Origin of the sequence: Collinsella sp. AF02-46-1 (assembly GCF_003465825.1) — a bacterium.
GTDB lineage: Bacteria > Actinomycetota > Coriobacteriia > Coriobacteriales > Coriobacteriaceae > Collinsella.
The window spans coordinates 1-23923 of record NZ_QSBV01000016.1 but is presented as its reverse complement, the minus strand read 5'-3'; the positions used below and the strand labels follow the sequence as shown (position 1 = coordinate 23923).

Below are 23923 nucleotides of genomic sequence, written 5' to 3'. Positions count from 1 at the left end.
GCAATACAAACATCTCAAGCCCGGTGTGGGCGCTGTGTCACGGATTTGCGGGTGGACTGAATCTCGCCTGACACCGACGCTACTTCCAAATCGCGAGCGCGGCGGTGCCCAGCACGATGAGGAAAAGGCCGATGGCGCTTCGATGCGACAGCTTTTCGTTGAAGGCCAGTCGTGCGAACAGCACCGATACGACAATCGATAGTTTGTCGATTTGCACGACGACGCTCACCTGGCCTGCAGCGATGGCGTAGTAGTACAGCAGCCACGACGCGCCGGTCGCAATGCCCGATGCCGCAAGAAATGCGAGTTCGCGCGGGTCAATGCGCGCGACCTGCTCCAGCTTTCCCTTGGCAGCCACGATTGCCCATGCCATAACAAGTACCACACAGGTGCGGATTGCCGTGGCCAGGTTTGACTCGACACCTTCGATGCCGATCTTGGCGAGGACGGAGGTGAGTGCCGCGAACACGGCGGCGCCGAGGGCGTAAGCGAGCCAGGCTCGGTCTTGCTTTTGCTCTGCGCCGACGGACTGCTTTTTCTCGATCATCAAAAACGTGCCGAGCGTGATAACTGCGGTTCCCACGAGCTTGACCGCCAGGTTGCCTGTCTCACCAAAAAGCACTATGGCGATCAGCACGGCGAGCACGGTGCTCATCTTGTCGACGGGTACAACCTTGTTGACGTCTCCGATGCTGAGCGCCTTAAAGTAACAGATCCACGAGGCGCCGGTGGCGAGTCCCGAGAGGGTGAGGAATAGCCAGGCTTTGGCGGGAATGGCGCCGATTGCTCCGATGGATCCAGAAATGCCCGCCATTGCCCAGGCAAATACGAGCACCACGCAAGTACGGATGGCGGTTGCAACGTCGGAGTCGGTGTGCCTGATGCCGCATTTGGCCAAAATGGATGTGATGCCGGCAAAGAAAGCTGATGCAAATGCTGCTGTAACCCACGACACGGGTTGAGCGCCTCCTCATAAAAGACCGCGCCAGATCTGCGGCGCATGCCCGATGATACCGCGCTTGCCTACAGGTCGCGTGCTCGATAGACCTTGGTACTGATGGCGCAACTCAGTGCAAAGAGCACGAGGGCCAGTACGGCAATTCCTGCGCACAGGCAGCCGAGGACGGCGGGATCGGGATTCGCCCCAGCAATCGACATGAGCCAGTTGCTGATGGGGTTGGAGGAGCTCAGTGTGGCCATGGCAAGGCATCCGAGCAGGGCAAACAGGCCGACGGAAAGGCGCAGCGCCTCCATGTGTCCAAATCGAAAGAACAGCGGCTGTGCCAGAAACACCATCATGAGGGAGATGAGCATCGATGCGGCGGAGGCTATCGTGGTCTCAAAGACGATCTGTCCCGTCGAGGGCATGCCCATGTGATCGAAGAACGGAAAGGTGATGATGCTCAAAAGCGCGGCGGCGCAGGTCATAACGGCCGAGAAGGCAATGATGCTCAGGTAGCGTGCACAGATGATGTCTTTGCGCGAGATGGGCAGCGTCGCCCGATAACGCTCCCATCCGTTTTGATTGTCGAAGCCGGCCAGCGAACTCATGACCATGATGGGCGACATGGCACTGACCGCGCAGGCGCCGGCGCTCATACCGGAATCGCCATCCGATGCGTTGGCGAGGGCCAGTACGACGAAGATGAACAGGCCGACGCCCGCGATGCTCGGGGCGAGCGTGCGAACGATGGCGAGCTCGGACATAAAGGCGCGTTTCATTTCGAAGCCCCTTTCAGCATGAGGCGAAGATAGTCATCAATGGTTGCCCGATCGCAGGGAATCTCTGGAAAGGCCTCGAGCGTTTCGCGACGGTCGGGCACAAGCACGTCCACGCTGTAGGCGTGGTGGGCGGCGCGGGCGTCTTCGACGCAAGCCATAAGCTCGGCGGCCTGTGCCTGAGTGCAGTGAGCGATGCCAGCACGGTCAGTAATGTCCTCGCGCGGCAGGTCAAACACAATCGAGCCGTTATCGATGCAGATGACGCGGTCGGCGGTGTGATCGAGGTCGGACGTAATGTGGCTCGAGAGCAGCACGCTGCGCTGGCCGTCGGCGACAAAGGCAAGCAGCTCGTCGAGCAGTTCCTCGCGCGCCATGGGATCAAGGCCTGCGGTGGCTTCGTCCAAAACGAGCAGCTTGGCATTGTGACTGAGTGCGCAGGCAAGCTGCAACTTCATGCCCATGCCGCGGGAGAGGTCCTTGACCTTCGTCTTGGGATCGAGGCCAAATCGGTCGATGAATCCGGCGAACGTTTCGCAGCTCCACGTGGGGTACGCCGGGCCTACGAGCCTCTCGACCTGGCCCACCTTGAGCGTGGAGGGGAAGGGGCATGTGTCCAGGACAAGGCCGACGCGGGAGCGCAGGTGGCGCTGTGCCTCGTCGGGCGCGTTGGCGTCGCAGCGCTGTCCAAGCAGATGCGCCTCGCCGGCATCGAGCTTTATAAGCCCGAGCGCGGCGCGAATGGTCGTCGTCTTGCCGGCGCCATTTGCGCCCACAAAGCCAACGATCTGGCCGGGCTCCACGGCAAGTGTGACGTCTCGCAGTGAAAAACGGTCGCTCACACGGCGTGAGATGCCTTTGAGTTCTAGAAGGTTTTGCATGGTATAGCCTTTCTTGCAGATGGCTACTGCATGGTTTCGGGGGCTATCAGGTCGAGCATCTCGTGCAGCTTGTCGCGCGTAACGCCCAGGGCTTCGGCTTGGCTCGCCGCTTTCGCAAGCAGTTCTTCGATATGGCAGAGCTGGTTTTCGCGCAAGAGCTCCTGGTTGCCCTCGGCGACAAAACAGCCCTTGCCCTGCACGGTGCAGATAAACCCGAGCTGCTCCAGGTCGGCGTAGGCGCGCTTGGTGGTGATGACGCTCACGCCAAGATCGCTCGCGAGCGCGCGGATGCTGGGGAGTTTGGCTCCCGCAGTGAGTGTGCCCGAAAGGATCTGAGCTTTGACCTGTGAGGATATCTGTTCGTAGATAGGCTTATCGCTCGAATCGGATAGGATGATGTCCACAGCGGCTCCTTAGCTGTTGGGTTACACGTGTATATAACCGGTAAGCACAGTATATATATACTATGCACAGTTATGCAAGAGCTAAATGTGGAATAGCCCATCGGCGCCGCGCTTGCTCCAAAACAATCTCAATCTGTAACACCTGGGTCCGTTTTGGGTCGCCTGCTGTTACAGATCGAGATCTTATTTGCCCGCTTGCCTATTTGTCTCAGTCTGTAACAGTAAGAGTCGATTTGCGCGGCTAGATGTTACAGATTGAGACATTGGCTCCCTGCCTTCCTGTTTATCTCGATTTGTAACAGCTAGACCCAATTTGGGCGGTCAGATGTTACAAATCGAGATTGTGCCGGCGGGCCTGCCGGTTTGTCTTGATCTGTAACAGGTAGAGGCTCAAAACCCGTCTTACTGTTACAGATCGAGACAGTCCTTGAGGCGACTGCCAGGTGCACAGCGAGCTTGGCTAATGAATTTGTCCTGATAGGTGCCCTATGGCGGGATTTCGCGGCTACAATAGTACGGTTTCAACGACGTAATGCACTCAATGCAAGAAAGGATCCGCATGGCAAGCCTGTCGGATGAAATCTCGTCGCGCCGCACATTCGCGATCATCAGCCACCCGGATGCCGGTAAGACCACGCTTACCGAGAAGCTGCTGCTCTATACCGGCAGTATCCAGACCGCCGGCTCGGTCAAGGGCAAGAGTTCGGCCAAGCATGCCGTCTCGGACTGGATGGACATCGAGAAGGAGCGCGGCATTTCCGTTACCTCCTCGGTGCTGCAGTTCACCTACAACGGCGCCTGCGTCAACATCCTCGATACCCCCGGCCACCAGGACTTCTCGGAGGATACCTACCGTACCCTTATGGCCGCCGACGCCGCGGTCATGGTCATCGACGGCGCCAAGGGCGTCGAGGCCCAGACCAAAAAGCTCTTTAAGGTCTGCACGCTGCGCCACATTCCCATCTTCACCTTTGTGAACAAGCTCGACCACGAGGCCCGCGATCCGTTTGAGCTCATGGAAGAGATCGAGAACGTTCTGGGCATCAATACGTATCCTATGAACTGGCCGATCGGCAGCGGCCGCAATTTCCGCGGCGTGTTCGATCGTCAGACCCGTCGCGTTATCGCCTTTGAGGGCGACGGCCACGCCAACGCCACCAAAAAGGTCGCCGAGGTCGAGGCCGAGTTGGGCGACCCCGCCATGGATGAGCTCATTGGCGAGGAGAACCATAAGAACCTGATGGACGACATCGAGCTGCTCGATGGCGCCGGCGACGAGCTCGATTTGGATGCCGTAGCCTGCGGCAAGCTGAGCCCGGCGTTCTTTGGCTCGGCGCTCACCAACTTTGGCGTGGAGCCCTTCCTTAAGGAGTTCCTTCGTCTGGCCCCGACGCCGCGCGCCTATACCGATACGCTCACCAGCGAGCCGGTCGACCCGTGTCGTGACGACTTTAGCGGCTTTGTGTTTAAGATCCAGGCCAACATGGACAAGAACCACCGCGACCGCATTGCCTTCGTGCGCATTTGCTCGGGCAAGTTCGAGCGCGGCATGGATGCCTTCCATATGCAGGGCAACCGCAAGCTCAAGCTGGCTACGGGCACGTCGATGATGGCCGATGACCGCGCCATCGTGGACGAGGCGTACGCGGGCGATATCGTGGGCCTGTTCGACCCGGGTATCTTTAGCATCGGCGACACCGTGTGCTCCGGCAAGCGCCACGTGCAGTATCCGCAGATCCCGACGTTTGCCCCCGAGATGTTCGCTCGTATTACGCAGGTCGACACGCTCAAGCGCAAGCAGTTCGTCAAGGGCATGGAGGAGCTTGCCCAGGAGGGTGCCATCCAGATCTTCCGCGAGCTGGGTGCCGGCATGGAGAGCGTCATCGTGGGCGTGGTCGGCGTACTGCAGTTTGAGGTGCTCGAGCGCCGCCTCAAGGCCGAGTACCGTGTTGAGGTTCGTCGCCAGCCACTGCCCTATACGGACATCCGCTGGATCCAGAACGACCCCGACACCATCGATATCCCGGGCCTTTCGCTCACGCGCGACACCCTGCGCGTCGAGGACATGCGCGGCGGTAAGCTGCTGCTGTTCACGAGCCCGTGGAACGTGGATTGGGCAACCGACCACAACCCCGACCTTATCCTATCGGAGTTTGGCAACGTAGCCTTTTAACGCATCGGCGCGGTGGCCCTGCGGGGCTGCCGCGCCGTTTGCTTGCCTGATGCCGCGTGAGCGGCTATCATACCCACCGTCGTCTCAAGACCGGGGCGTCCGAGCAGTTCGGGTCCGATATCCTGCTCGTTAAACCTAAAACCAAAGGAGTACATAATGATCAAGAAGGTCATGGAGGACTATAAGGTCCTGTTGCGGAGCATTCCCGCGGCAACGGTTTCGCTGTTTTTCGTGAGCGTCATCATGATGAACCTGCTGGCCAACAAAGAGCTTATCAGCCTGCCGTATCTGGCACTCGATTGCGGCTTTGTGGTGAGCTGGGTTTCGTTTTTGTGCCAGGACATGATCTGCAAGCGCTTTGGCGCCAAGGCATCCATCAAAATCTCTGTCCTCGCGCTGCTGGTCAACCTGGCCGTGAGCCTGTGCTTTTGGGCATGCTCGCTCACGCCCGGCATGTGGGGCGCCTACTACGACACGGGTATGATCGAGGTCAACACTGCCCTTAACGCCACCATCGGCGGCACCTGGTACGTGGTGCTTGGCTCTTCGCTGGCAATGCTCGTTTCTGCCGTGGTTAACTCCACGCTCAACCAGTCGCTCGGCCGTATGCTCAAAAAGAATAACTTTGCGAGCTTTGCCTTCCGCTCCTATGTGTCTACGGGTGTTGGCCAGTTTATCGATAACCTGGTCTTTGCCATTGTGGTGAGCCACACGTTCTTTGGTTGGACCTGGGTGCAGGTCCTTATGTGCTCGCTGACCGGCGCTGTCGCCGAGCTGCTGTGCGAGGTTTTCCTGAGCCCCGTGGGCTACAAGGTCGTGCGTGGCTGGGAGCGTGAGAATGTGGGCGCCGAGTACCTCGAGCGCCACGCAACCGCCTAAGGAGCAAGTATGCGGTTTTTGATCACGGGCGCTTCGGGCGGTATCGGAGCCGCGTGCGTGCAGCGCTTTTTGGACGAGGGCCACGAGGTCGTGGGCTTTGATTTGCTGCCGGCGGCGATCGAACACGAGCGCTACCGTCATCTGATCGTTGATGTCTGCGAGCCTGACTCGTTTCCAGGCGACCTTGAACCCCAGGTAATCGTGAACGCTGCCGGTACGCAGGATTCGGCCGATGACATCGCCGCCAACCTGTGTGGCACCATCAACGTGACCGAGCGTTACGCCTTTGTGGGGGAGGGGCTTGCCGCCAAGCCGGCGCCGGCTATCAAATCCGTGGTCAATGTGGGGTCGGCGAGCGGGCATACGGGATCGGAGTTTCCCGCCTATGCTGCCAGCAAGGGTGGCGTTATTGCCTACACCAAAAACCTTGCAAACCGCCTGGCACCGCAGGCCATCGCCAACAGTGTGGACCCGGGCGGCGTTATAACGCCGCTCAACCGTTGCGTGATGGAAGACGAACACCTGTGGAGCCAGATTATGGAGCTCACGCCGCTTAAACGCTGGGCCACCGCCCAAGAGATCGCCGAGTGGATCTACTTTGTGGGCGTGACCAACCGGTTTATGACCGGGCAGAGCCTGCTGATCGATGGCGGCGAGGCCGGCCGCACACAATTTATTTGGCCCGAATAGGAAACGCGCCCGGCGGAAAGCCGTCGGGCGCGTTTTTGATGTATCGATTTTTAGCCGAGGCAAGTCCAGTTGACGGGGGTCGAGCCGTGCTGTTCGAGTAGCCGATTGGCAGCGGAGAAGGGGCGCGACCCCATAAAAGCAGGGAGTTCTGCCGTGGCACGGTTGGCCGAAAGCGGCGAGGGATGCGTAGAGGCCAGGCAGAACTTGTCGGTTGCCTTGCCCGCGCCAGTTGCGACGAGCTTGCCTTCGACCATCTGCTGGGCAAAGCGGCCCCATGCCAAAAAGACTACCGGTTGGGGCAGCTGACAGCAGCGTTCGATAATGTAGTCGGTCAGGGTGCTCCAGCCCAGCTTGGCGTGCGAGTTCGCGGCGTGCTCGCGCACGGTGAGCGTGGTGTTGAGAAGCAGGACGCCCTGTTGTGCCCATGGGGTTAGGTCTCCCGTGGCGGGAATGGGGCAGTCCAGATCGGCATTGAGTTCCTTGTAGATGTTGCGCAGGCTTGGCGGCAACTTGGTTTGCGTCGCGGGGACCGAGAACGACAGCCCCATGGCCTGGTTGGGTCCGTGATAAGGGTCTTGACCCAAAATGACAACTTTGACCTGGTCGGCCGGCGTATAGGCGAGGGCATTGAGGATGTCGTCTTGTGCTGGGTAGATGGTCTGCTCGGCACGCAAAAGGGCGATGCGCTCGAGCAGCTGGTTCGTAGTGTCACGTACCGGCTGCGGCGCATCGCCCAACCAAGTTGCTATGTTGCGGTCGCGGGTTGCGGTGTCCATGGGGCTCCTTTATGGCAGATGCTCTGTTGGCATCTATTGTAAAGGCGCACCGGTTGCCTTTATGCCGCGGCTGCATAAGGAGTGGGGATTACGAGACGCGCTCGGGCGCTCCTGCCATACGAGCCTGTCCATGCGCGCGAAGGCGCGGAAGCTCGACGGTTGCCACCATGACGCCGGTGAGGATGAGGGCGGCGCCAAAGAAGGCGATGGGGCTCAGGACCTCGCCGACCAGGAAGAACGAGAAGACAGCGGAGCAGACCGGCTCGAGCGAGAAGGCAAAGCCGGTGGTCTCGGCGGGCACGTGGGGCTGCACGAGCGTCTGGGTGATAAAGCCATAGGCAGAGCAGATGAGTGCGAGCGCAACGACAACGACGATTTCGCCGGGCGTGCTGGGAAGCGTGAAACCGCCAAAAGCGCATGCGGCGATGCCCGAGAACAGGCCGCCAAAGCCCAGCTGCCAAACGCCCAGAGCCAGCGGATCGACTTCTTCGACAAAGCGCTTGGCGATGATAATGTGGCCGGCATAGATAAAGGCCGAGAGCAGCATGACCATCGCGCCGGGATTCAGGCTGGTAAAGTCGGCGCCCGAGAGCAGCAGCATACCGCAGGTGACGATGGCGGTTCCGATGAGCACCTTGCGCTCGGGGGCGCGACGCAGCAGGGCGGCGTTGGCAAACGGCACGATCACGACCGTCAGACTCTGCAAAAAGCCGGCGGTTGAGGCGGAGGTGAGGCTGGAGCCCAGGCACATGCAGGTGAGCTCGGTTGCCATGATGGCGCCGATGATGGCGGAGCGAATCATCACGTCACGGTTGATACGCAGCGCGTGCTTGTGGAAGAGCAGCAGGCAGGCCACAAAGGCGATGATGCAGCGCAGCGTAACGATGCTCGTGGCGTTCATGCTGTCCATGCCGATCTTCATAAGGGGGTACGAAAAGCCCCATGCGACGGGAACGGAAAATGAGAGCGCGATTGCTTTTTTGCGATCCATGGGACTCCTTTTGTTACAGAACGGTTTCGTAAAAGGGATTCTGCTCCCAGATTTGGATGTAGTAAAGCGAATGTATCTTCAGTATGATTAAGAAATGCTAATGTTGGCGGGAAAAGCCCTGGCAAAACGTTTTACGGCTGCATTGATGTGGAGGCACGATGGCATCGCGGTATCAGATTGTTTGTATGGTGGTCGATTGCGGCAGCCTGAAACGTGCCGCCGACGAGCTGGGCTATACGCAAAGCGCGGTGAGCCAGGCCGTCAAGGCGCTCGAGCGCGAGCTGGGCACCACGATTATCGAGCGTGGCAAGCAGGGCGTCTCGCTTACGCGCGACGGCAAACAGTATCTGCCGTATCTGCGCCAGATCGTTACTGCCGAGGCCGAGCTTGAGGGCAAGCGCCAAGAGTTGCTGGGGCTCTCCTCGACTGATATTCGTATCGCGACGTTTACCAACGTGAGTCGTACGGTGCTGCCGCGTGTGATCCGCGACTTTGGGGCCCTGCATCCGGGCGTGCACTTTACCCTCAAGCAGGGCGATTACACGCGCAACGCCCAGTGGGTACACGATGGCGTGGTCGACTTTTGCTTTACGGCGCGCGGATTTACCACGGGGCTCGAGAAGCGCGTGGTCTATCACGACGAGTTGGTGGCGCTGTTGCCGGCCGCGCATCCGCTGGCGGCAAAGAAAAAGGTAACGCTTGCCGACCTGGCGTCCGAACCGTTTGTGCTGTTGGACGAGGGCGAGCAGAGCCTGGTGCTCGATGCATTCGCGGCGCATGGGCTGTCGCCGCACGTGACGAGTGAGGTGACCGACGACTACACCATCATGGCGATGGTGGAGGAGGGCCTAGGCGTGAGCATGCTGTATCGCCGTACCGTTGAGGGCATGCGGGCCGATATTTGTGTGCGCCCCATCGTGCATGCTCCCTCGCGCGACGTGGTGGCCGCCTGGCGCAGCTGGGACACCATGCCTATCGCCACGAGGCGCTTTATCGACTATATGAGCTCGCATATTGTCAATTAATGACTGGCGTGGCGTTGAGTGTGGTGATTAGCGGGCTGTCGCTTTGGCTTGGGTGGCGCGATAGGTGTGTGCCGGATGGCAGAGCAATACCGCCACGACCATAAAGAACGCCGTAGTGCCCAGGCTGATGGGGTAGACCATCATGATGTTCGCAAAAGTGCGGAAGTGCGGGAACACGCAGAACACCCAATAGAAGCGGATGCCGCAGACGCAGATCATGGTGATGAGGGCGGGCGTGAGCGAGATGCCAAAGCCGCGCAGATAACCGGACATGTTTTCGTAGAACATGCTAAAGGCGTACGCCGGGAAGATCGAACACACGCGGATATAGCCGATCGAGACGATGTTGGGATCGCTGTTGAACAGCGACAGGATCTCGCGCCCCAGGCCGACAATGACGGCAATCGTGGTGAGCGCAACGATACCGCCTTCGACCAGGCAGACCTTGAGCGTCTTGGTGCAGCGGTCGATCTGGCGGGCACCGTGGTTCTGTCCCACAAAGGTGGTGCACGCCTGGCTAAAGCTGTTGAGCAGGTTGTAGCACACGTACTCCAGACTCATGGCGGCGCTCGATGCGGCCATGACCTCGGTGCCCAGGCTGTTGATGGCGGACTGGATGATGATGTTGGCGACGGCAAAGACAGCGCTTTGGACGCCGGCGGGCAGGCCGATCTTGACGATGCGCTTGAGGGCGACGGGGTCGATAGCCAGGTCGCGTGGGGTGACGCGGACGACGGAGTCGGTCTTGAGCAGGCGGATAAAGAGCGTAGCGGCGCTGACGGTGTAGGCGATGGCGGTGGCGATGGCGACGCCCGCGACGCCCCAGTGGAGTACGGGGACAAAGATGAGGTCCAGGCCAATGTTGAGGACGGTGGACACGGCAAGCGCCTGCAGCGGCATGCGGGTGATGCCGACGGAGCGGAAGATCGCGGCCTCAAAGTTGTAAAGCAAGATCGAGGGCATGCTGAGCAAAAAGACGCGCAGGTAGAGCGAAGCGAGCGGCATGGTTTCGGCGGGAACGTTGAGCGCGGCGAGCATGGGCTCGGCAAAGATCTCGCCCAGCGCAATGACGACAAAGCCCACGAGCGCCATTAAAATCGAGGTATGGACGGCGCGTTTGACCATGTTCTGATCGTTGCGGCCGATAGCGTTGGCGATGACCACGTTGGAGCCAAGCGACATACCGATAAACAGGTTGAGCATAAGGCTGGTAAGCGGAACATTGGAGCCGACCGCCGCCATGGCGAGGGTTCCCTGGTCGCCCGAGAAGTTACCGATGATGACGGTGGCGATGAGGTTCGACAGCTGCTCCAAGATGCTCGTGGCGGCCACGGGGAAGGCGAACAGGGGAATATTGCGCCACAGCGAGCCGGTGGTCATGTCAATGTGCCTAGATGCGGTATCAGCCATACGCTCTCAATCTCTAACATGCTCTTTCGTGCTTATTTGCGCAGACGATGATACTCCTAATACATCCAGCCAGCACTTAGGGACGTTCCTTTTCTGCCGGCAGCTGGGGACACTCCTTAGTCATTCAAGAACGTCCCCAATGACTTGGTGGGGGAGGCGTGCGACAATGGTGGGCGTTGTGTTGTCCGCGCTAAGGAGTTGCCATGTTGTTGTGTCCCGTTTGCCATGAGCCGTTGGTGGACGACGAGCGCGGTGCTGCATGCGCGGGCGGACACCGGTTTGACCGTGCGCGCGAGGGCTATCTATATCTGCTGCGCTCGTCGAAGAGCGGCGACTCCATGGGCGATCCCAAGTCGCAGGCGCGCAGTCGTCGCGACTTTTTGAACCGCGGCTACTACGCGCCGTTGCGCGATGCGATGGTCGAGCTGGTGCGCGAGCAGGCGTCTGAGCGTGCGGCGTCTACGGGCGGCCCCATGACCTTGCTCGATATTTGCTGTGGCGAGGGCTACTACACCAGCGCCATGGGTGCGGTGCCGGGCGTGGATGCTTACGGCTTTGACCTGGGCAAAGAGATGGTGCGCCTTGCCGCCAAGCGCGGCGATGCGACCTACTTCGTGGCCAACATGAAGGACATCCCCGTGGCTGATGGCGCCTTCGATATGGTGACCGAGCTCTTCGCTCCCTTTAACGAGCGTGAGTTTGCCCGCGTGCTGGCACCCGAAGGCTCGCTCTACACCGTGGTACCGGGCGCCCGTCATCTGTTTGGACTCAAGGAGGTGCTCTACGACACGCCATACCTCAATGACGAGAAGCTGCCGAAGACCATCGAGCTCGAGTTAGTCGGAACGCAACGGGTGTCTGCGAACATTACGCTTCAGACCCAGGCCGACATCGAGGCGGTGTTCCAGATGACGCCGTACTACTACCGCACACGCCCTGCCGACAAAGAGCGCCTGGCAAATTTGGACACGCTCCAGACCGATATCGACTTCATCATCGCCGAGTACCGCCACTGCTAACCTACCAAAAAGGGACAGGTTTATTTTGGCAGGTTTTATCTGGGCAAACGCAAAGGGCCGACCGCGGAGATGCGCGATCGGCCCTTTTTAGTTGCTTGGCTGCAGAGGTTATGAGAAGCGAGCGCTTACAGGCGGTCCTTGTTCTCGGCCTTAACGGCGTGTGCCTGCTGAACAAAGAACAGGTCGTACACCACGATGACAAAGGCGACGATATTGACGGCGCTGCCGCCGAGCGCGGGAAGCGTGAGCGCGGCCTGCGCAATCGTGGCGATTGCGGCAACGATGCCGAGCTTAAACGCAGCATCCACCTGCGAAGGCTTGTTGGCGCCCTTGATGCCCGCAACACCTGCGGCGAGATCGATGAGGCCCTTGGCGACCAGCACGACCGCGGCGAGCATGGCGTTCGACCCGTACGTGGAATCGAGGTTGCCGGTCGCGATGCCGGCGATTCCAATGACGAGACTGGCGATGCCCAGAACAAAATAAATCAGGGCAAGGATTTTGAGTGTCTTGCGAGCGGCGCTCATAGCTGGTCCTTTCGATGCGGGCGCGGAGAATCTGTCGCACCCAGGTTGCGGCACATATCGTGAAGCACATTGTAGTTCAACGGGGCGATGCATGCGTTTGAAAGCGTCTCTTGCCTGTACGGTCCAACCTTTCAAAAAGGAAAGCTGGACGTAAGCCAAATCGATGGCAGCTCATGTGCGGCGCTGAGATGATGAGGTCGTAACAAGGAGCTGGTCTCAAGGAGGAGCCATGATGTACGGAGCAGAGCAAGTGCGTGAGCCGCGGTCGTTGGGAAGGCGCATGAGTGATTCCGTGATCGCTGCCGTGTGCACGGGATTGATGGCGGTGCTTTGCATTGGGATGCTGTGGACCATGTCGCGTGTGGGACAATAGCGGACGGTTGGGTGCCAACTGAGGTGGCGCTTACGTATTCGTTTTGCTTGCTAAGGAGTGTCCATGGGCGTCGTCGATCCCTTTTCTGTTGCTCGGGCTGCTGGGCTCGAGCTCGTGCGGACGTCCGAGGGCCTTACGCTCACCGACGGCACGATGGAGTTGCGTGCCGATTTTGGCCGCATGCTTCCACGGCTCAAGCAGGGTCGTCTGCAGCAAGAGCTACTGGTGAAGGCTGCGCGCACAAAAGGCATCGAGCAACCATGGGCGATTGATGCCACAGCAGGCTTTGGCGAGGATTCGCTGCTGCTGGCTGCCGCGGGTTTTGCGGTCGATTTGTATGAGCAGGATTGCGTGATCGCGGCGCTCCTCCAGGATGCCCTGGATCGCGCGGCAGATGATCCGGCGCTTGCGGCCGCCGTGGCGCGCATGCACTTACATGCGGGCGAGGACAGCATTGCCGGTCTTCGCCATACGGCCGAGCTGATCGAGCGGGGCGAGCTCGCGGCTCCCGACGTGGTGTATCTGGACCCCATGTTTCCCGAGCGCACCAAGAGCGCGGCGGTCAAAAAGAAGTTTCAGCTCTTGCACCATTTGGAGCAGCCGTGCGCCGATGAGGAGACGCTGGTCGAAGCTGCGCTTGCACCGCACCCGCGCAAGGTCGTTATCAAGCGGCCGGTGAAGGGGCCGCTGCTTGCCGGCGTTAAGCCGAGCTATCAGCTTGCGGGCAAGGCCGTCCGCTACGATGTTTTGGTGCCGCCGCGCCCGTAGTTTGCGTGCGATGGCCGGCGATGTGTCGGTGCCGCGCCGCTGCGTGAGTGTCGCGCCGATGCGGCGCCTATTTCCAAGGGTGCGACGTCAGGTGCCACCCGCCGCAGTATTCACATTTGTAGCAGGCCAAGCCACGTCGTCCACGGTTTTCGCAGTCGGCCATAACGGCCTCGGCCTCGGCGCGTGTGTCGTAGCGGTTTTTGCGCTCGCACGACTTGTAGCGCCAAGCCTCATCGCGCTCGGCGTCCAGGGCATCGCGGCGCTCGTCCTCGCGCGCAAACAGGTCGCTCATATCGCCGCCGGTGGCAGCGCCCAAAAACTCGCTTTTGGCCTTTGACCAGGCGGCTCGCTTTTTGCTTCCCATCCGCTCCTTGCCCTTTCCAAACGTTGGTATCATTGCTCAATCAAAGTGATACCAATAAACGTGAGGTCGCCGCGTGATGATCAGAAAAACCCTCGATACCGACATTCCCGCCGTCATGGCTATCTATGACGCGGCCCGCGCCTTTATGCGCGCGCATGGCAACGCCACGCAGTGGCCCGAGGGCACGCCTTCGGCCGAGCAGCTGGCTGCCGATATTGCCGCTGGTGGCAGTTACGTGTGCGAAGTCGACGGCCGCGTGGTGGCGACGTTTGCCTTTTTACCGGGTCCGGACGAGTGCTATGACGTGATTGAGGACGGTCAATGGCGCAGCGACACTCCGTATGCCGTGCTGCATCGCGTGGCATCCGACGGCACCGTGCACGGTATCGCGGCGGCGATGTTTGCCTTTGCCAAGGAATGCGCCGACCATCTGCGTATCGACACGCACGAGGACAACTTGCCAATGCAGGGCGCCATCGCCAAGGCGGGGTTCGAGCGTGTCGGTATCGTCTATGTGTCCGACGGCACGGCGCGTGTCGCGTTTGATTGGCTGCGCGAGGCGTAGGAGCCAAGGCACGTATCATCACCCAGCTCAAATAAAAAATGGCCCCGAGTGGGGCCATTTTTGGTAAAACGCGTCGTTGTGGGACTCGCATTGTTACCGCCCCAGATGAACCCGGGCAGACAAAAAGGGGAGGTGCCGGCTTTCGCAAGGCGCGAACCTACGAAAATCGCCGCGCGGCAACGCGGGGCGATGAGCTCGGTCGGGGGATAGGGCCCGCTTCGCCCACCGGCCCGTAAATTGTATCATCCAGTGTGGAGCGTGAACGCCCGTTGCCGCGTGCGATGGGCTTGCAATAAGAGGAGAGCCATGTCGAAGCAAGCGGTCGTTGGAATCTTGGCGCATGTCGATGCCGGCAAGACCACGTTGGCCGAGGCCATGCTGTTCAACGCGGGCCGCATTCGCAAGCGTGGCCGCGTGGACGATGGCGATTCGCATCTGGACACTAACACGATCGAGCGCGAGCGCGGTATCACGATTTTCTCGTCGCAGGCCGTGCTCGACCACGGCGATACCCACGTCATGCTCGTGGATGCTCCCGGCCATGTCGATTTTTCTGCCGAGGCGGAGCGCACACTGCGTGCCCTGGACTACGCGATTCTGGTGGTGGGCGCCAACGATGGCGTGCAGGGGCACACCGAAACCCTGTGGCGCCTGCTTGCACGCTATGACATCCCGACGTTCATCTTCATCAACAAGATCGATTTGGAGAATCCCAGCCGCGATGTTTTGCTGGCACAACTCGGGCAGCGTCTTTCCGAGGGCTGCCTGGATGCCAACGAGCTGCTGGCGGGCGCCGCCGTTCAGGAGGACGCTGCTGCGTTGGACGAAGCGGCGCTCGAGGAGTTTCTTGAAGCGGGTGAGCTTTCTGTCGCAACGCTGTCGCGCATGGTTGCCGAGCGCAAGCTCTTTCCCTGCTTTGCCGGCTCGGCGCTCAAGGACCAAGGCGTTGACGAGCTACTGGATGGTATATGCGCGCTGATGCGTGAGCAGGCGTGGCTCCCGGAGTTTGCCGCGCGCGTCTATCGTGTCAGCCGCGGGGATCGTGGCGAGCGCTTGGCTTGGGTTAAAGTGACCGGCGGCACGCTGCGCGCAAAACAGATGATCAGCGGGCGTTCCAGTGCCGAGGCGTGGGAACAGAAGGTCGATCAGGTACGCATCTATAACGGCGAGAAGTATGAGCTTGCCCAAGAAGTTGCTGCTGGCGGTATTTGCGCCGTGACGGGTCTTGCGCACGTTCGCCCAGGGGACGCCCTGGGCGCGGAGCCCGCGGGCGATGCGCCCGTCATCGCTCCGGTCCTCACCTATACGGTGCTGCCGGGCGAACACGACGTTCATGCGGTGTTTAAAGCGCTGAGTGAGTTGGCGGACGAAGATCCCATGCTCGGCGTAAGCTGGAATACGCATCTTGAGCAGATCCATTTGCAGTTGATGGGCGCCGTGCAACTCGAGGTCGTGCAGCGGGTGTTGGCCGATCGCTTTGGCCTTTCGGTTGCGTTTGAGCCCGGCGGCATTCTCTATAAGGAGACTATTTCGCGGCCGGTCGAGGGCGTGGGCCACTTTGAGCCGCTGCGCCACTATGCCGAGGTGCATCTGCGCCTGGAGCCGTTGCCGGCGGGTTCGGGTGTGCAGTTTGGCACCGTGACCTCGACCGACGAGCTCGATCTTAACTGGCAGCGTTTGGCACTCACCAACGCTATGGAGCGCGACCACCTGGGCGTGCTGACGGGCTCGCCCATCACCGATGTGCGCATTACGCTCACGGGCGGTCGCGCGCATGCCAAACACACCGAGGGCGGCGATTTTCGCCAGGCCACGTATCGCGCGATTCGCCAGGGTTTGATGCAGGCGCGCGAGGTCGGCGCAGACGTGTTGCTGGAGCCGTGGTACCACTTTGAGCTCGAGGTGCCGGGGGAGTGCGTGGGCCGGGCGTTGTCAGATGCCACACGCATGGGTGCCGAGTACGAGCCGCCGACGATGGCGGGAGACCGAGCGAAGCTTGTGGGTCGCGTGCCGGCATCCGAGGTGCAGGATTACGCGCTGGAGGTGGCTGCCTACACGAGCGGGCGCGGTCATCTGTACCTGGAGTTCGCCGGTTATGCGGCTTGCCATGATGCCGGGCGCGTAATCGAGACGGCGGCCTATGAACCCGAGGCCGATCTGCCCAACACGCCCGACTCGGTCTTTTGCTCTCACGGCGCCGGCTACACGGTCAAATGGTACGACGTGCCCGCCGCGGCGCACGTAAAGGTCGATCCCGCCACCTTCCGCCCCTGGCGAGCAGCAGACGCCGAGTTTTTCGGCCACTGGTGATAGAAGGGCGGCCTCTTTGTCACCTGCTGTTGGTATAACTCGGTATAAGTTGGTATAACTATAGGCAGCGTTTGCCAATCCGAGGAGGCCGATATGAATCCAAATCCCTTTAAGCCCACAGCTGGTAAGCGGCCTCCGATACTCATCGGTCGCGAGTCGGTCATCGAAGATTTTGAGGAAGGGCTCGACAACGGCGCCGGAGCGCCGGGCAGGCTCATGCTCATTACGGGAAACCGCGGCTGTGGCAAAACGGTTCTCCTGCGGGAGCTGCAACGTCTAGCCAGCGAGCGCGGATGGGCGGTTGTCTCCGATTCCGCTTCGCTTGGTTTGTGCGACCGCTTGGCCGACGCGCTTCGCTCGAATAAACCCGTTGTGACATCAATGGAGTTTGGTCCGTCGTTTGGCCGGATGTCGGTCGAGGCGGCGCGGGCAAAGGGCGAAACGTTGCGAGGGCTGGTCAACGAGCGCTTCAAGAAACTCGGCCCAAGCAAGGGTATTCTGTTTGCGATTGACGAGGCTCAATCTGCGTCTATCGAGGAACTGGCGGCTCTCGCCGTTCTCTATCAGCAGGTGCTCGGAGATCAGGATGCCACGGGCTTGCCCGATAGCGACCAGCGAGGTCTTGCGTTGGTCTTTGCCGGCTTGCCCAGCATGGTTGACGATCTGCTCGAAGAGCCGAGCGTGACGTTTTTGCGGCGCGCCCAGCAGCGTACGTTGGGGGCGATTTCTTTGCCCCAGGTGCGCGATTCATATATCCAGACGGTCGAATGTGCTGGTCTTTGCATTGATGCGGGGACGGCGGATCTTGCGGCGCACAAGAGCATGGGACATCCCTATATGGTTCAGCTGGTGGGATATTACATGTGGCGGTCTGCTGTCCGGCGTGGCTCGCAGGTCATTGAAGGGTGCGATGTCGAGGTTGGTCATGCGGATGCCGTCTCTGAGTTCTACGAAGCGGTTGACGCGCCTCTGTATTACGGGCTGCGCACCCCACAGCGCCTCTTTATCGAGGCTATGGCGGTTGACGAGGGCAAGCTGACGCGCATGGCGGATATCATTGAGCGCTGCGATCGCACCCAGAGCTGGGCGAGTAAATATCGCGCAAGCTTAATTCGCGAGCGCGTCATCGAGGCCGCCGGATACGGTCTCGTCCGGTTTAGCGTGCCTATGCTGGGCAAGTATATCCGCGACCGCGTTTTATGGCATGAGTAGGGTGATAAAGGTGACGGAACAGAAGATGAGCCCACAGGCTATCGAGGTGCGCGGTGCACGTGTCCACAATCTCAAGGACATCGATATCGATATTCCGCTGGGGAGGCTCGTGGGCATTGCCGGCGTATCGGGTTCGGGCAAGAGCTCGCTGGCGCTGGGAGTTCTTTATGCCGAGGGCTCGCGCCGTTACCTGGAGGCGCTCAGCACCTATACCCGCCGTCGTCTGACGCAGGCCGAGCACGCCCAGGTGGACGAGGTGCTGCACGTACCGGCGGCGCTCGCATTGCATCAGCGCCCTAGCGTGCCGGGCGTGCGTTCCACCTTTGGTACCATGACCGAGCTCAACAATAGTCTGCGCCTGCTCTTTAGCCGTTGCGCCCATCACGTGTGCCCGCATTGCGGGGCGCGCGTGGAGCCGAGCCTTAACGTGGCTGCGGGCCTGTCGCTCACGTGCCCCGCATGCGGCCGCGAGTTCTACGCGCCGAGTGCCGAGGATTTGGCTTTCAATAGCGGCGGTGCGTGCCCTACCTGCGGCGGCACCGGTGTCATGCGCGAGGTGGACGAGGCGAGCCTGGTGCCCGACGAGTCAAAGACTATCAATGAAGGCGCAGTGCTTCCCTGGGGCACGCTCATGTGGGACCTGATGAAGCAGGTGGCCGGCGAGATGGGCGTGCGCACCGACGTGCCGTTTAACCAGCTCACGCCTCAAGAGCGCGACATCGTGTTCCATGGTCCGGCGGTTAAAAAGCACATTCTCTACGTTCCCAAAAACGGCGAGGGCGCCACGCCGCTCGACTTCACCTATTACAACGCCGTCTATACGGTCGAGAACGCGCTCGCCAAGGTTAAGGACGATAAGGGCCTCAAACGCGTGGCACGCTTTTTGCGCGAGGGCCCGTGCCGTGATTGCGGCGGCACGCGCCTCTCCGAGGCTGCGCGCCAGCCCCAGGTGCGCGGTATCAATCTGGCGCAGGCGGCGGCCATGACGCTGGGCGAGGCGATTGAGTGGGTGCGCGGGGTGCCCGCATCCTTGCCGGTCGAGATGCAGCCCATGGCGACGGATATCTGCGATTCGTTTTTGGGAGCGGCCCGTCGTCTGGTCGACCTGGGTCTCGATTACCTTTCACTCGATCGCGCAGGTGCCACGCTCTCCACGGGTGAGCGTCAGCGCGTGCAACTCGCCCGCGTGGTGCGCAACCGATCGACGGGTGTGCTCTATGTGTTGGACGAGCCCTCGATTGGCTTGCATCCTGCCAATGTCGACGGCCTGGTAGGCGTGATGCGCGATCTGGTGGATGACGGCAACACCGTGGTTGTCGTTGACCACGATACACGCGTGCTGGCGGAAGCCGACTATCTGGTTGAGATGGGTCCCGTTGCCGGAGCAGGCGGCGGTAATGTGATTGCCGCGGGCACGGTAGACGAGATCGAACAATCGCAGGCCAGCCGCATCGCGCCGTTTTTGAGATCGGACTCCAAGCGTTTGCGTCCGCAGGTGACTGACGACGAAATGTTCGACCAGGGCCACATCCGCATGGCGACCGATACCATCCATACCGTCAAGCCGCTCGAAGTCGATATCCCGCGCGGTCGCCTTGTCGCGGTGACGGGCGTTTCGGGTTCGGGCAAGACGACGTTGGTACTCGAGACGCTCATCCCGGCGCTTAAGGCGCAGGCAGCTGGCGAGCGCTTGCCACGCCACGTGCGCTGGATCGATGCCGAGGGCATTGCACGTGCCAACCTGATTGACGCTACGCCTATCGGCGCCAACGTGCGCTCGACGGTGGCAACTTATGCCGACATTCATGATGAGCTGCGTCGCGCCTTCGCCCGTACGCCCGAGGCCAAGGCAGCCGGCTACAAGGCGGGTGCCTTTAGCTACAACACTGGCACTTTGCGCTGCCCTACGTGCGATGGCACGGGTTCGATATCGCTCGACGTGCAGTTTTTGCCCGACGTCGAGATCGTCTGCCCGGCATGTCGCGGCTCACGTTATGCAGACGCGGCTTCGCATATCCATCGCGAGGGCAAGGACGGGAGCCTGCTTACGTTGCCGCAGCTCATGGACATGAGTGTGGACGAGGCTCTCGACGCCACGCTGGGGCTCAAGAAAGTTCAGACGCGCTTGCAGACCTTGCGCGACCTGGGCTTGGGCTATCTCACGCTCGGTGAGCCCACGCCGGCGCTTTCGGGCGGCGAGGCGCAGCGTCTTAAGCTTGCGAGCGAGATGGGACGCGTGCAGGACGATGCCGTATTCGTGTTCGACGAGCCTACGATCGGCCTACATCCGCTCGATGTTCAGGTGTTGCTGAGTGTGTTCGACGGCCTTGTTGCCAAGGGCGCCACGGTTATCGTGATCGAACACGATCTCGACCTTATCCGTAACGCCGATTATGTGATCGACATGGGCCCGGGCGGTGGCGACGCCGGCGGGCAAATCGTCTGCGCCGGCACGCCGGCAGACATCGCGACCTGCTCCAAGAGCATTACCGGCCGCTATCTATAAGCGAATATGAAAAAGGGACTGTCCCTTTGTCACATTCCTGGGAAGTTTGACTGGCGCAGGGCCTCGTAGAGGACGATGGCGGCGCTGTTGGAGAGGTTGAGTGCGCTGATGCGGTAGTCGTCCGGATTGACGAAGTTGCCGCAGATATCCTGTCGAAGGATGGCTTCGTGTCTGTCCTCGGTATGCCCGAGCGACTCCTCGTGGGCCTCCCAGGCGTCGGCGTTTTCGAGCGAGTCGCAATCGCGCAACATGGGGATGCGCTCGCAGCGCTCGGGCGCCGCGGCAAGCAGTGGCTCGGGAATCCCCGAGCTCTCGCTGCCAAAGACCAAAAAGTCACCGTCGCGGTAGGTGCTTTGCGCATAGGTTCGGCGCGCCTTTTTGGTTAGCAGGTGCAGGCGCTCGTCGGCGGGGGAGAGGCCGTTGCGCGCAAGGAAATCCTTCCAGCCGGCATATGTCGTCACGTCCAAGTTTTGCCAGTAGCCCAGGCCGGCGCGACGCACCGTCTTGTCGTCGAGTGAAAAGCCCAGTGGCTCCACCAGATGCAGGCGGGCACCGGTAACCACGCAGGTGCGGCCGATATTGCCCGTATTGGCCGGAATCTCGGGCGCATACAGCACAATGTTGAACATGAATCTCCTTGGCTCAGAACGAAAAACCACCACGAAGGGCACCTTCGTGGTGGTTTGGCGGTTACGTAGGCGGAAAAATGCCCGCTTGGATAAACCTAGGCGCGGTGCCAGTCGGTCAGGCAGGCATCGAGGGAGGCGATGAGCGCGTCTTTGTCCATGTGACGGCCGATGATGCACAGGCTCGTCATGCGGTCGCCCGTCTCGTCGTCCCAAATCTGCATGATTTCGGGGTTCTCGTCGATAATCTTCTGCTTCTCGCCCTCGGGCGCAGAATCGACAAACAGGCCGTTTTCCATCAGACGCATCTGGTGGCCGGCCTGCTCAAACATGTAGCACATGTCCGGATCGCCGGTCTGCCACAGCGGACCCTTGACGCGAATGACTTCGTCGGGCCACTCCTGCTCAACAAAATCGGTGAACTTCTGCAGGTCAAACGGCTTGCGGCGCGAGTACACAAAGGTCTCGATGTCGTACTCGAGCACCTCGGGGTCGTCGTGCTCCTCGGGATGCTCCATGGCCTCGATCCAGGCGGCGGAGTTGTAGGCGCGCATAAAGTCGAAGCGGTCGGTGTCGAGCAGCTCCTCCATGGGGACCTCGCCGTTTTGAGCCTCGACAATCACGGCGTCCTTCTGCAGGCTGCGCACGATGGCTTTGAGCTCTGCGATCTGCTCGGGGGTGACGGTGTCAGTCTTATTAAGAATCAGCGTGGAGCAAAACTCGATCTGCTGGATGAGCAGGCTCTCGATGTCATCCTCGTCAATGTCCTCGGCCAGCAGGTCGCGACCGCCGTTGAACTCGTCGTACATGCGGGCGCAGTCGACCACGGCCACGATGTTGTCGAGCGCGAGCTTGGGCTCGCCGCCCACCTTGGCCTCGTCGCAGAAGCTCGAGATGGTGTAGGCGATGGGGATAGGCTCGCAAATACCCGAGGCCTCGATGATGATGTAGTCGAACTTGCCCGAATCGGCGATGCCCTGCAGCTGGTTGGCCAGGTCGTCCGAAAGCGTGCAGCAGATGCAGCCGTTGGTGAGCGGGATGAGGTCGTCGGTCTCGGAAAGGCCGCCGTCGGCGATAAGGCTAGCGTCGACGTTGATCTCGCCGATATCGTTGACGATCACGGCGGCGCGGATGCCGCCGTCGTTGGCGAGGATGTGGTTGAGCAGCGTGGTCTTGCCGGCACCGAGGTAGCCGGTAAGCATGATGATCTTCACGGGTTTGTTGGGCATGTGCCCTCCTTTGTTAGACATGGCTTACAGTTGAATCTTATGCCAAACGCCTGCTCTTATACCCACGCGCCGACAAATAACACAGGCTACTCCCAGGCTCCCCATACATCAGGGCAATAACCGACGGTGGCCTTTTTGCCGTTGCGCACGATGGGCTCGGCCAGAACCTGCTGGTTCTCGAGTAGCTTGTCGAAGCGCTGGCTGGTGGTGAGGTGCTGGATGAGTGCGAGCGTCTCCTCGTCCTTAGCCTTGGGGTTGAGCAGCTTGTCGATGCCGCCGACCGCCTGCATCACGCTCGTGAGCTCGCCCTTGCTCATCTCCTTTTCCTTAAGGTCGATAAACTGCACCTTAATGCGGCGCTCCTTAAAGTAGCGCTGGGCCTTCTTGGTATCGAAGGACTTTTTGGTGCCGAAGATTTGCACGTTCATGTATTTGTTCCGCCGTTCTAACGAACGGCGGTCACATCGACGCTGCAAAGCCATCTGATGGGCAATCTGCCTTTCAATCGTCGGGCGCGGGCAAAAGCCCAGCGCCCTCCTCTTTCAAGGCACCTTTCCTCATCAGCTGGCTTTTCGCTGACATTGATAGAGCATCGAGGTGACCACCGCTGGACTTATCGAATAAAGTTGGTGCGCGCGCGATCGGCCTCGGGGGCTTCGATGCCGGCGGCCTTTCCCGCCTCGATGCAACGCAGCAGCCAGGCCATGTTTTTACCGATGTTTCGCATGGTGGCAAGGCCCTCGGCGTCCTGGGCGGCCTCGCCCGGCATGGCACCGAAGACGTTGTTCCAGTAGGTGGATGCTACCACGGGCATCTGGTTGATGGTGAAGTACTTGTTGAGCACGTCGAAGGTGGTCGACGTGCCGCCGCGACGGGCAACGGCGACAGCGGCGCCCGGCTTGTGCGTAAAGGCCTTGCTGCCTGCATAGAATGCGCGGTCGAGTGCCGAGAGGATGCGTCCGCTGGGATGTGCGTAGTAGACGGGCGAGCCAAAGACAAAGCCGTCTGCCTGCTCGGCAGCGGCAATCAGCTCGTTGACCACATCGTCGTCAAAGGTGCAACGGCAATCGAGCTTGCCGCACTGGCCGCAACCAATGCAATCGCGAATGGGCTTGGCGCCCAGCTGAAACATCTCGGCCTCGATGCCTTCGGCGTTAAGCTGCTCGGCGACCTCGGCGAGTGCGCGGGCCGTGTTGCCGTTTGCCTTGGGGCTGCCATTGACCAAAAGAACCTTCATCACAAACTCCCTCTGCTGTCGGTGACTTCTGCAGAGGATTATCGCACGAGCGGGCAGATGGCGTGGGGCACGATGCCGGCCCCGAGGGCCCACGGCAGGCACGCTTACCAGGTACGAGCGGGATACGGTCCAGAGGATGTTGGAGTGCGGGGCCTCGTGCGAGCAGATTGTAAGGGGTCTGGGCGGGTCGCCCTCGATGGGGTTGATTTCCGATCTCAGCCGAACACATTGAGCAAATA

Annotated in this window: 23 protein-coding genes; 10 read left to right on the top strand and 13 right to left on the bottom strand. The window is 60.6% G+C overall.

What is annotated here, in order from left to right; genetic code table 11:
- Positions 1–79: 79 nt before the first annotated feature.
- The 4 genes from DWV20_RS07565 to DWV20_RS07550 form a co-directional block, all read right to left on the bottom strand.
- Positions 80–955, bottom strand: coding sequence for an EamA family transporter (locus DWV20_RS07565; RefSeq protein ID WP_117640579.1), 876 nt, complete (start codon positions 953–955; stop codon positions 80–82).
- Between the two features lie 68 nt (positions 956–1023).
- Positions 1024–1722, bottom strand: coding sequence for an ABC-2 transporter permease (locus tag DWV20_RS07560; RefSeq protein WP_118256719.1), 699 nt, complete (start codon positions 1720–1722; stop codon positions 1024–1026).
- Positions 1719–2600, bottom strand: a complete 882-nt coding sequence (locus tag DWV20_RS07555; protein ID WP_117758271.1) for an ABC transporter ATP-binding protein — start codon at positions 2598–2600, stop codon at positions 1719–1721. The genes DWV20_RS07560 and DWV20_RS07555 overlap by 4 nt, the downstream gene beginning before the upstream one ends.
- 23 nt (positions 2601–2623) lie before the next feature.
- Complete coding sequence (locus DWV20_RS07550) at positions 2624–3004, bottom strand: GntR family transcriptional regulator (protein ID WP_117758270.1); 381 nt, start codon at positions 3002–3004, stop codon at positions 2624–2626.
- 559 nt (positions 3005–3563) lie between these two features.
- Between DWV20_RS07550 and DWV20_RS07545 the strand changes: the two genes are divergently transcribed.
- From DWV20_RS07545 to DWV20_RS07535, 3 genes are all read left to right on the top strand, one after another.
- A complete protein-coding gene (locus DWV20_RS07545; RefSeq protein WP_118256718.1) occupies positions 3564–5177 on the top strand; it encodes a peptide chain release factor 3 in 1614 nt (537 codons plus the stop codon).
- A gap of 156 nt (positions 5178–5333) precedes the next feature.
- Positions 5334–6056, top strand: coding sequence for a VUT family protein (locus DWV20_RS07540; protein WP_233503106.1), 723 nt, complete (start codon positions 5334–5336; stop codon positions 6054–6056).
- 9 nt (positions 6057–6065) lie between these two features.
- Entirely contained in the window at positions 6066–6746 is a 681-nt protein-coding gene (locus tag DWV20_RS07535; protein ID WP_118256717.1) for an SDR family NAD(P)-dependent oxidoreductase, read from the top strand.
- A 50-nt stretch (positions 6747–6796) separates the two neighbouring features.
- Here DWV20_RS07535 and DWV20_RS07530 read toward each other — a convergent pair whose 3' ends face one another.
- On the bottom strand, positions 6797–7522 hold the full coding sequence (locus DWV20_RS07530; RefSeq protein ID WP_118256716.1) for a uracil-DNA glycosylase: 726 nt from the start codon (positions 7520–7522) through the stop codon (positions 6797–6799).
- Between the two features lie 88 nt (positions 7523–7610).
- Positions 7611–8513, bottom strand: coding sequence for a DMT family transporter (locus DWV20_RS07525; protein WP_118256715.1), 903 nt, complete (start codon positions 8511–8513; stop codon positions 7611–7613).
- A 158-nt stretch (positions 8514–8671) separates the two neighbouring features.
- Between DWV20_RS07525 and DWV20_RS07520 the strand changes: the two genes are divergently transcribed.
- A complete protein-coding gene (locus DWV20_RS07520; protein ID WP_118256714.1) occupies positions 8672–9538 on the top strand; it encodes a LysR family transcriptional regulator in 867 nt (288 codons plus the stop codon).
- Between the two features lie 27 nt (positions 9539–9565).
- Here the strand turns inward: DWV20_RS07520 and DWV20_RS07515 are convergent, their stop codons facing one another.
- Positions 9566–10948 (bottom strand): MATE family efflux transporter, encoded by a 1383-nt coding sequence (locus DWV20_RS07515; protein ID WP_118256713.1) that lies wholly within the window; start codon positions 10946–10948, stop codon positions 9566–9568.
- Between the two features lie 203 nt (positions 10949–11151).
- Between DWV20_RS07515 and DWV20_RS07510 the strand changes: the two genes are divergently transcribed.
- Positions 11152–11967 carry a putative RNA methyltransferase gene (locus tag DWV20_RS07510; protein ID WP_118256712.1) on the top strand — a complete coding sequence of 272 codons (816 nt, stop codon included), beginning with the start codon at positions 11152–11154 and terminating at the stop codon, positions 11965–11967.
- Positions 11968–12092: 125 nt separating this feature from the next.
- Here DWV20_RS07510 and DWV20_RS07505 read toward each other — a convergent pair whose 3' ends face one another.
- A complete protein-coding gene (locus tag DWV20_RS07505; protein ID WP_117820863.1) occupies positions 12093–12494 on the bottom strand; it encodes a hypothetical protein in 402 nt (133 codons plus the stop codon).
- 436 nt (positions 12495–12930) lie between these two features.
- Here DWV20_RS07505 and DWV20_RS07500 point away from each other — a divergent pair, with 436 nt between their 5' ends.
- On the top strand, positions 12931–13635 hold the full coding sequence (locus DWV20_RS07500) for a class I SAM-dependent methyltransferase (RefSeq protein WP_118256711.1): 705 nt from the start codon (positions 12931–12933) through the stop codon (positions 13633–13635).
- A gap of 67 nt (positions 13636–13702) precedes the next feature.
- Here DWV20_RS07500 and DWV20_RS07495 read toward each other — a convergent pair whose 3' ends face one another.
- Complete coding sequence (locus DWV20_RS07495) at positions 13703–13999, bottom strand: hypothetical protein (RefSeq protein ID WP_055310006.1); 297 nt, start codon at positions 13997–13999, stop codon at positions 13703–13705.
- Between the two features lie 76 nt (positions 14000–14075).
- Here DWV20_RS07495 and DWV20_RS07490 point away from each other — a divergent pair, with 76 nt between their 5' ends.
- The 4 genes from DWV20_RS07490 to DWV20_RS07475 all read left to right on the top strand — a co-directional run bounded on the left by DWV20_RS07490 (position 14076) and on the right by DWV20_RS07475 (position 20592).
- The gene (locus DWV20_RS07490) at positions 14076–14564 is read left to right on the top strand and encodes a GNAT family N-acetyltransferase (RefSeq protein ID WP_117582849.1); all 489 of its coding nucleotides are present in this window, start codon (positions 14076–14078) and stop codon (positions 14562–14564) included.
- 306 nt (positions 14565–14870) lie between these two features.
- The gene (locus DWV20_RS07485; RefSeq protein ID WP_118238035.1) at positions 14871–16874 is read left to right on the top strand and encodes a translation factor GTPase family protein; all 2004 of its coding nucleotides are present in this window, start codon (positions 14871–14873) and stop codon (positions 16872–16874) included.
- Between the two features lie 93 nt (positions 16875–16967).
- Positions 16968–18086 (top strand): AAA family ATPase, encoded by a 1119-nt coding sequence (locus DWV20_RS07480; RefSeq protein ID WP_118238037.1) that lies wholly within the window; start codon positions 16968–16970, stop codon positions 18084–18086.
- Between the two features lie 10 nt (positions 18087–18096).
- On the top strand, positions 18097–20592 hold the full coding sequence (locus tag DWV20_RS07475; RefSeq protein WP_233539797.1) for an excinuclease ABC subunit UvrA: 2496 nt from the start codon (positions 18097–18099) through the stop codon (positions 20590–20592).
- A 29-nt stretch (positions 20593–20621) separates the two neighbouring features.
- Here the strand turns inward: DWV20_RS07475 and DWV20_RS07470 are convergent, their stop codons facing one another.
- From DWV20_RS07470 to DWV20_RS07455, 4 genes are all read right to left on the bottom strand, one after another.
- Positions 20622–21221: a tRNA (cytidine(34)-2'-O)-methyltransferase gene (locus tag DWV20_RS07470; RefSeq protein ID WP_117716516.1), complete on the bottom strand. Its 600-nt coding sequence runs from the start codon at positions 21219–21221 to the stop codon at positions 20622–20624.
- A gap of 95 nt (positions 21222–21316) precedes the next feature.
- Positions 21317–22447, bottom strand: a complete 1131-nt coding sequence (locus DWV20_RS07465; RefSeq protein WP_117635529.1) for a GTP-binding protein — start codon at positions 22445–22447, stop codon at positions 21317–21319.
- Positions 22448–22533: 86 nt separating this feature from the next.
- A complete protein-coding gene (locus DWV20_RS07460) occupies positions 22534–22875 on the bottom strand; it encodes an arsenate reductase family protein (RefSeq protein WP_117716515.1) in 342 nt (113 codons plus the stop codon).
- 185 nt (positions 22876–23060) lie between these two features.
- A complete protein-coding gene (locus tag DWV20_RS07455; protein WP_117716514.1) occupies positions 23061–23684 on the bottom strand; it encodes a flavodoxin family protein in 624 nt (207 codons plus the stop codon).
- Positions 23685–23923 lie beyond the last annotated feature (239 nt).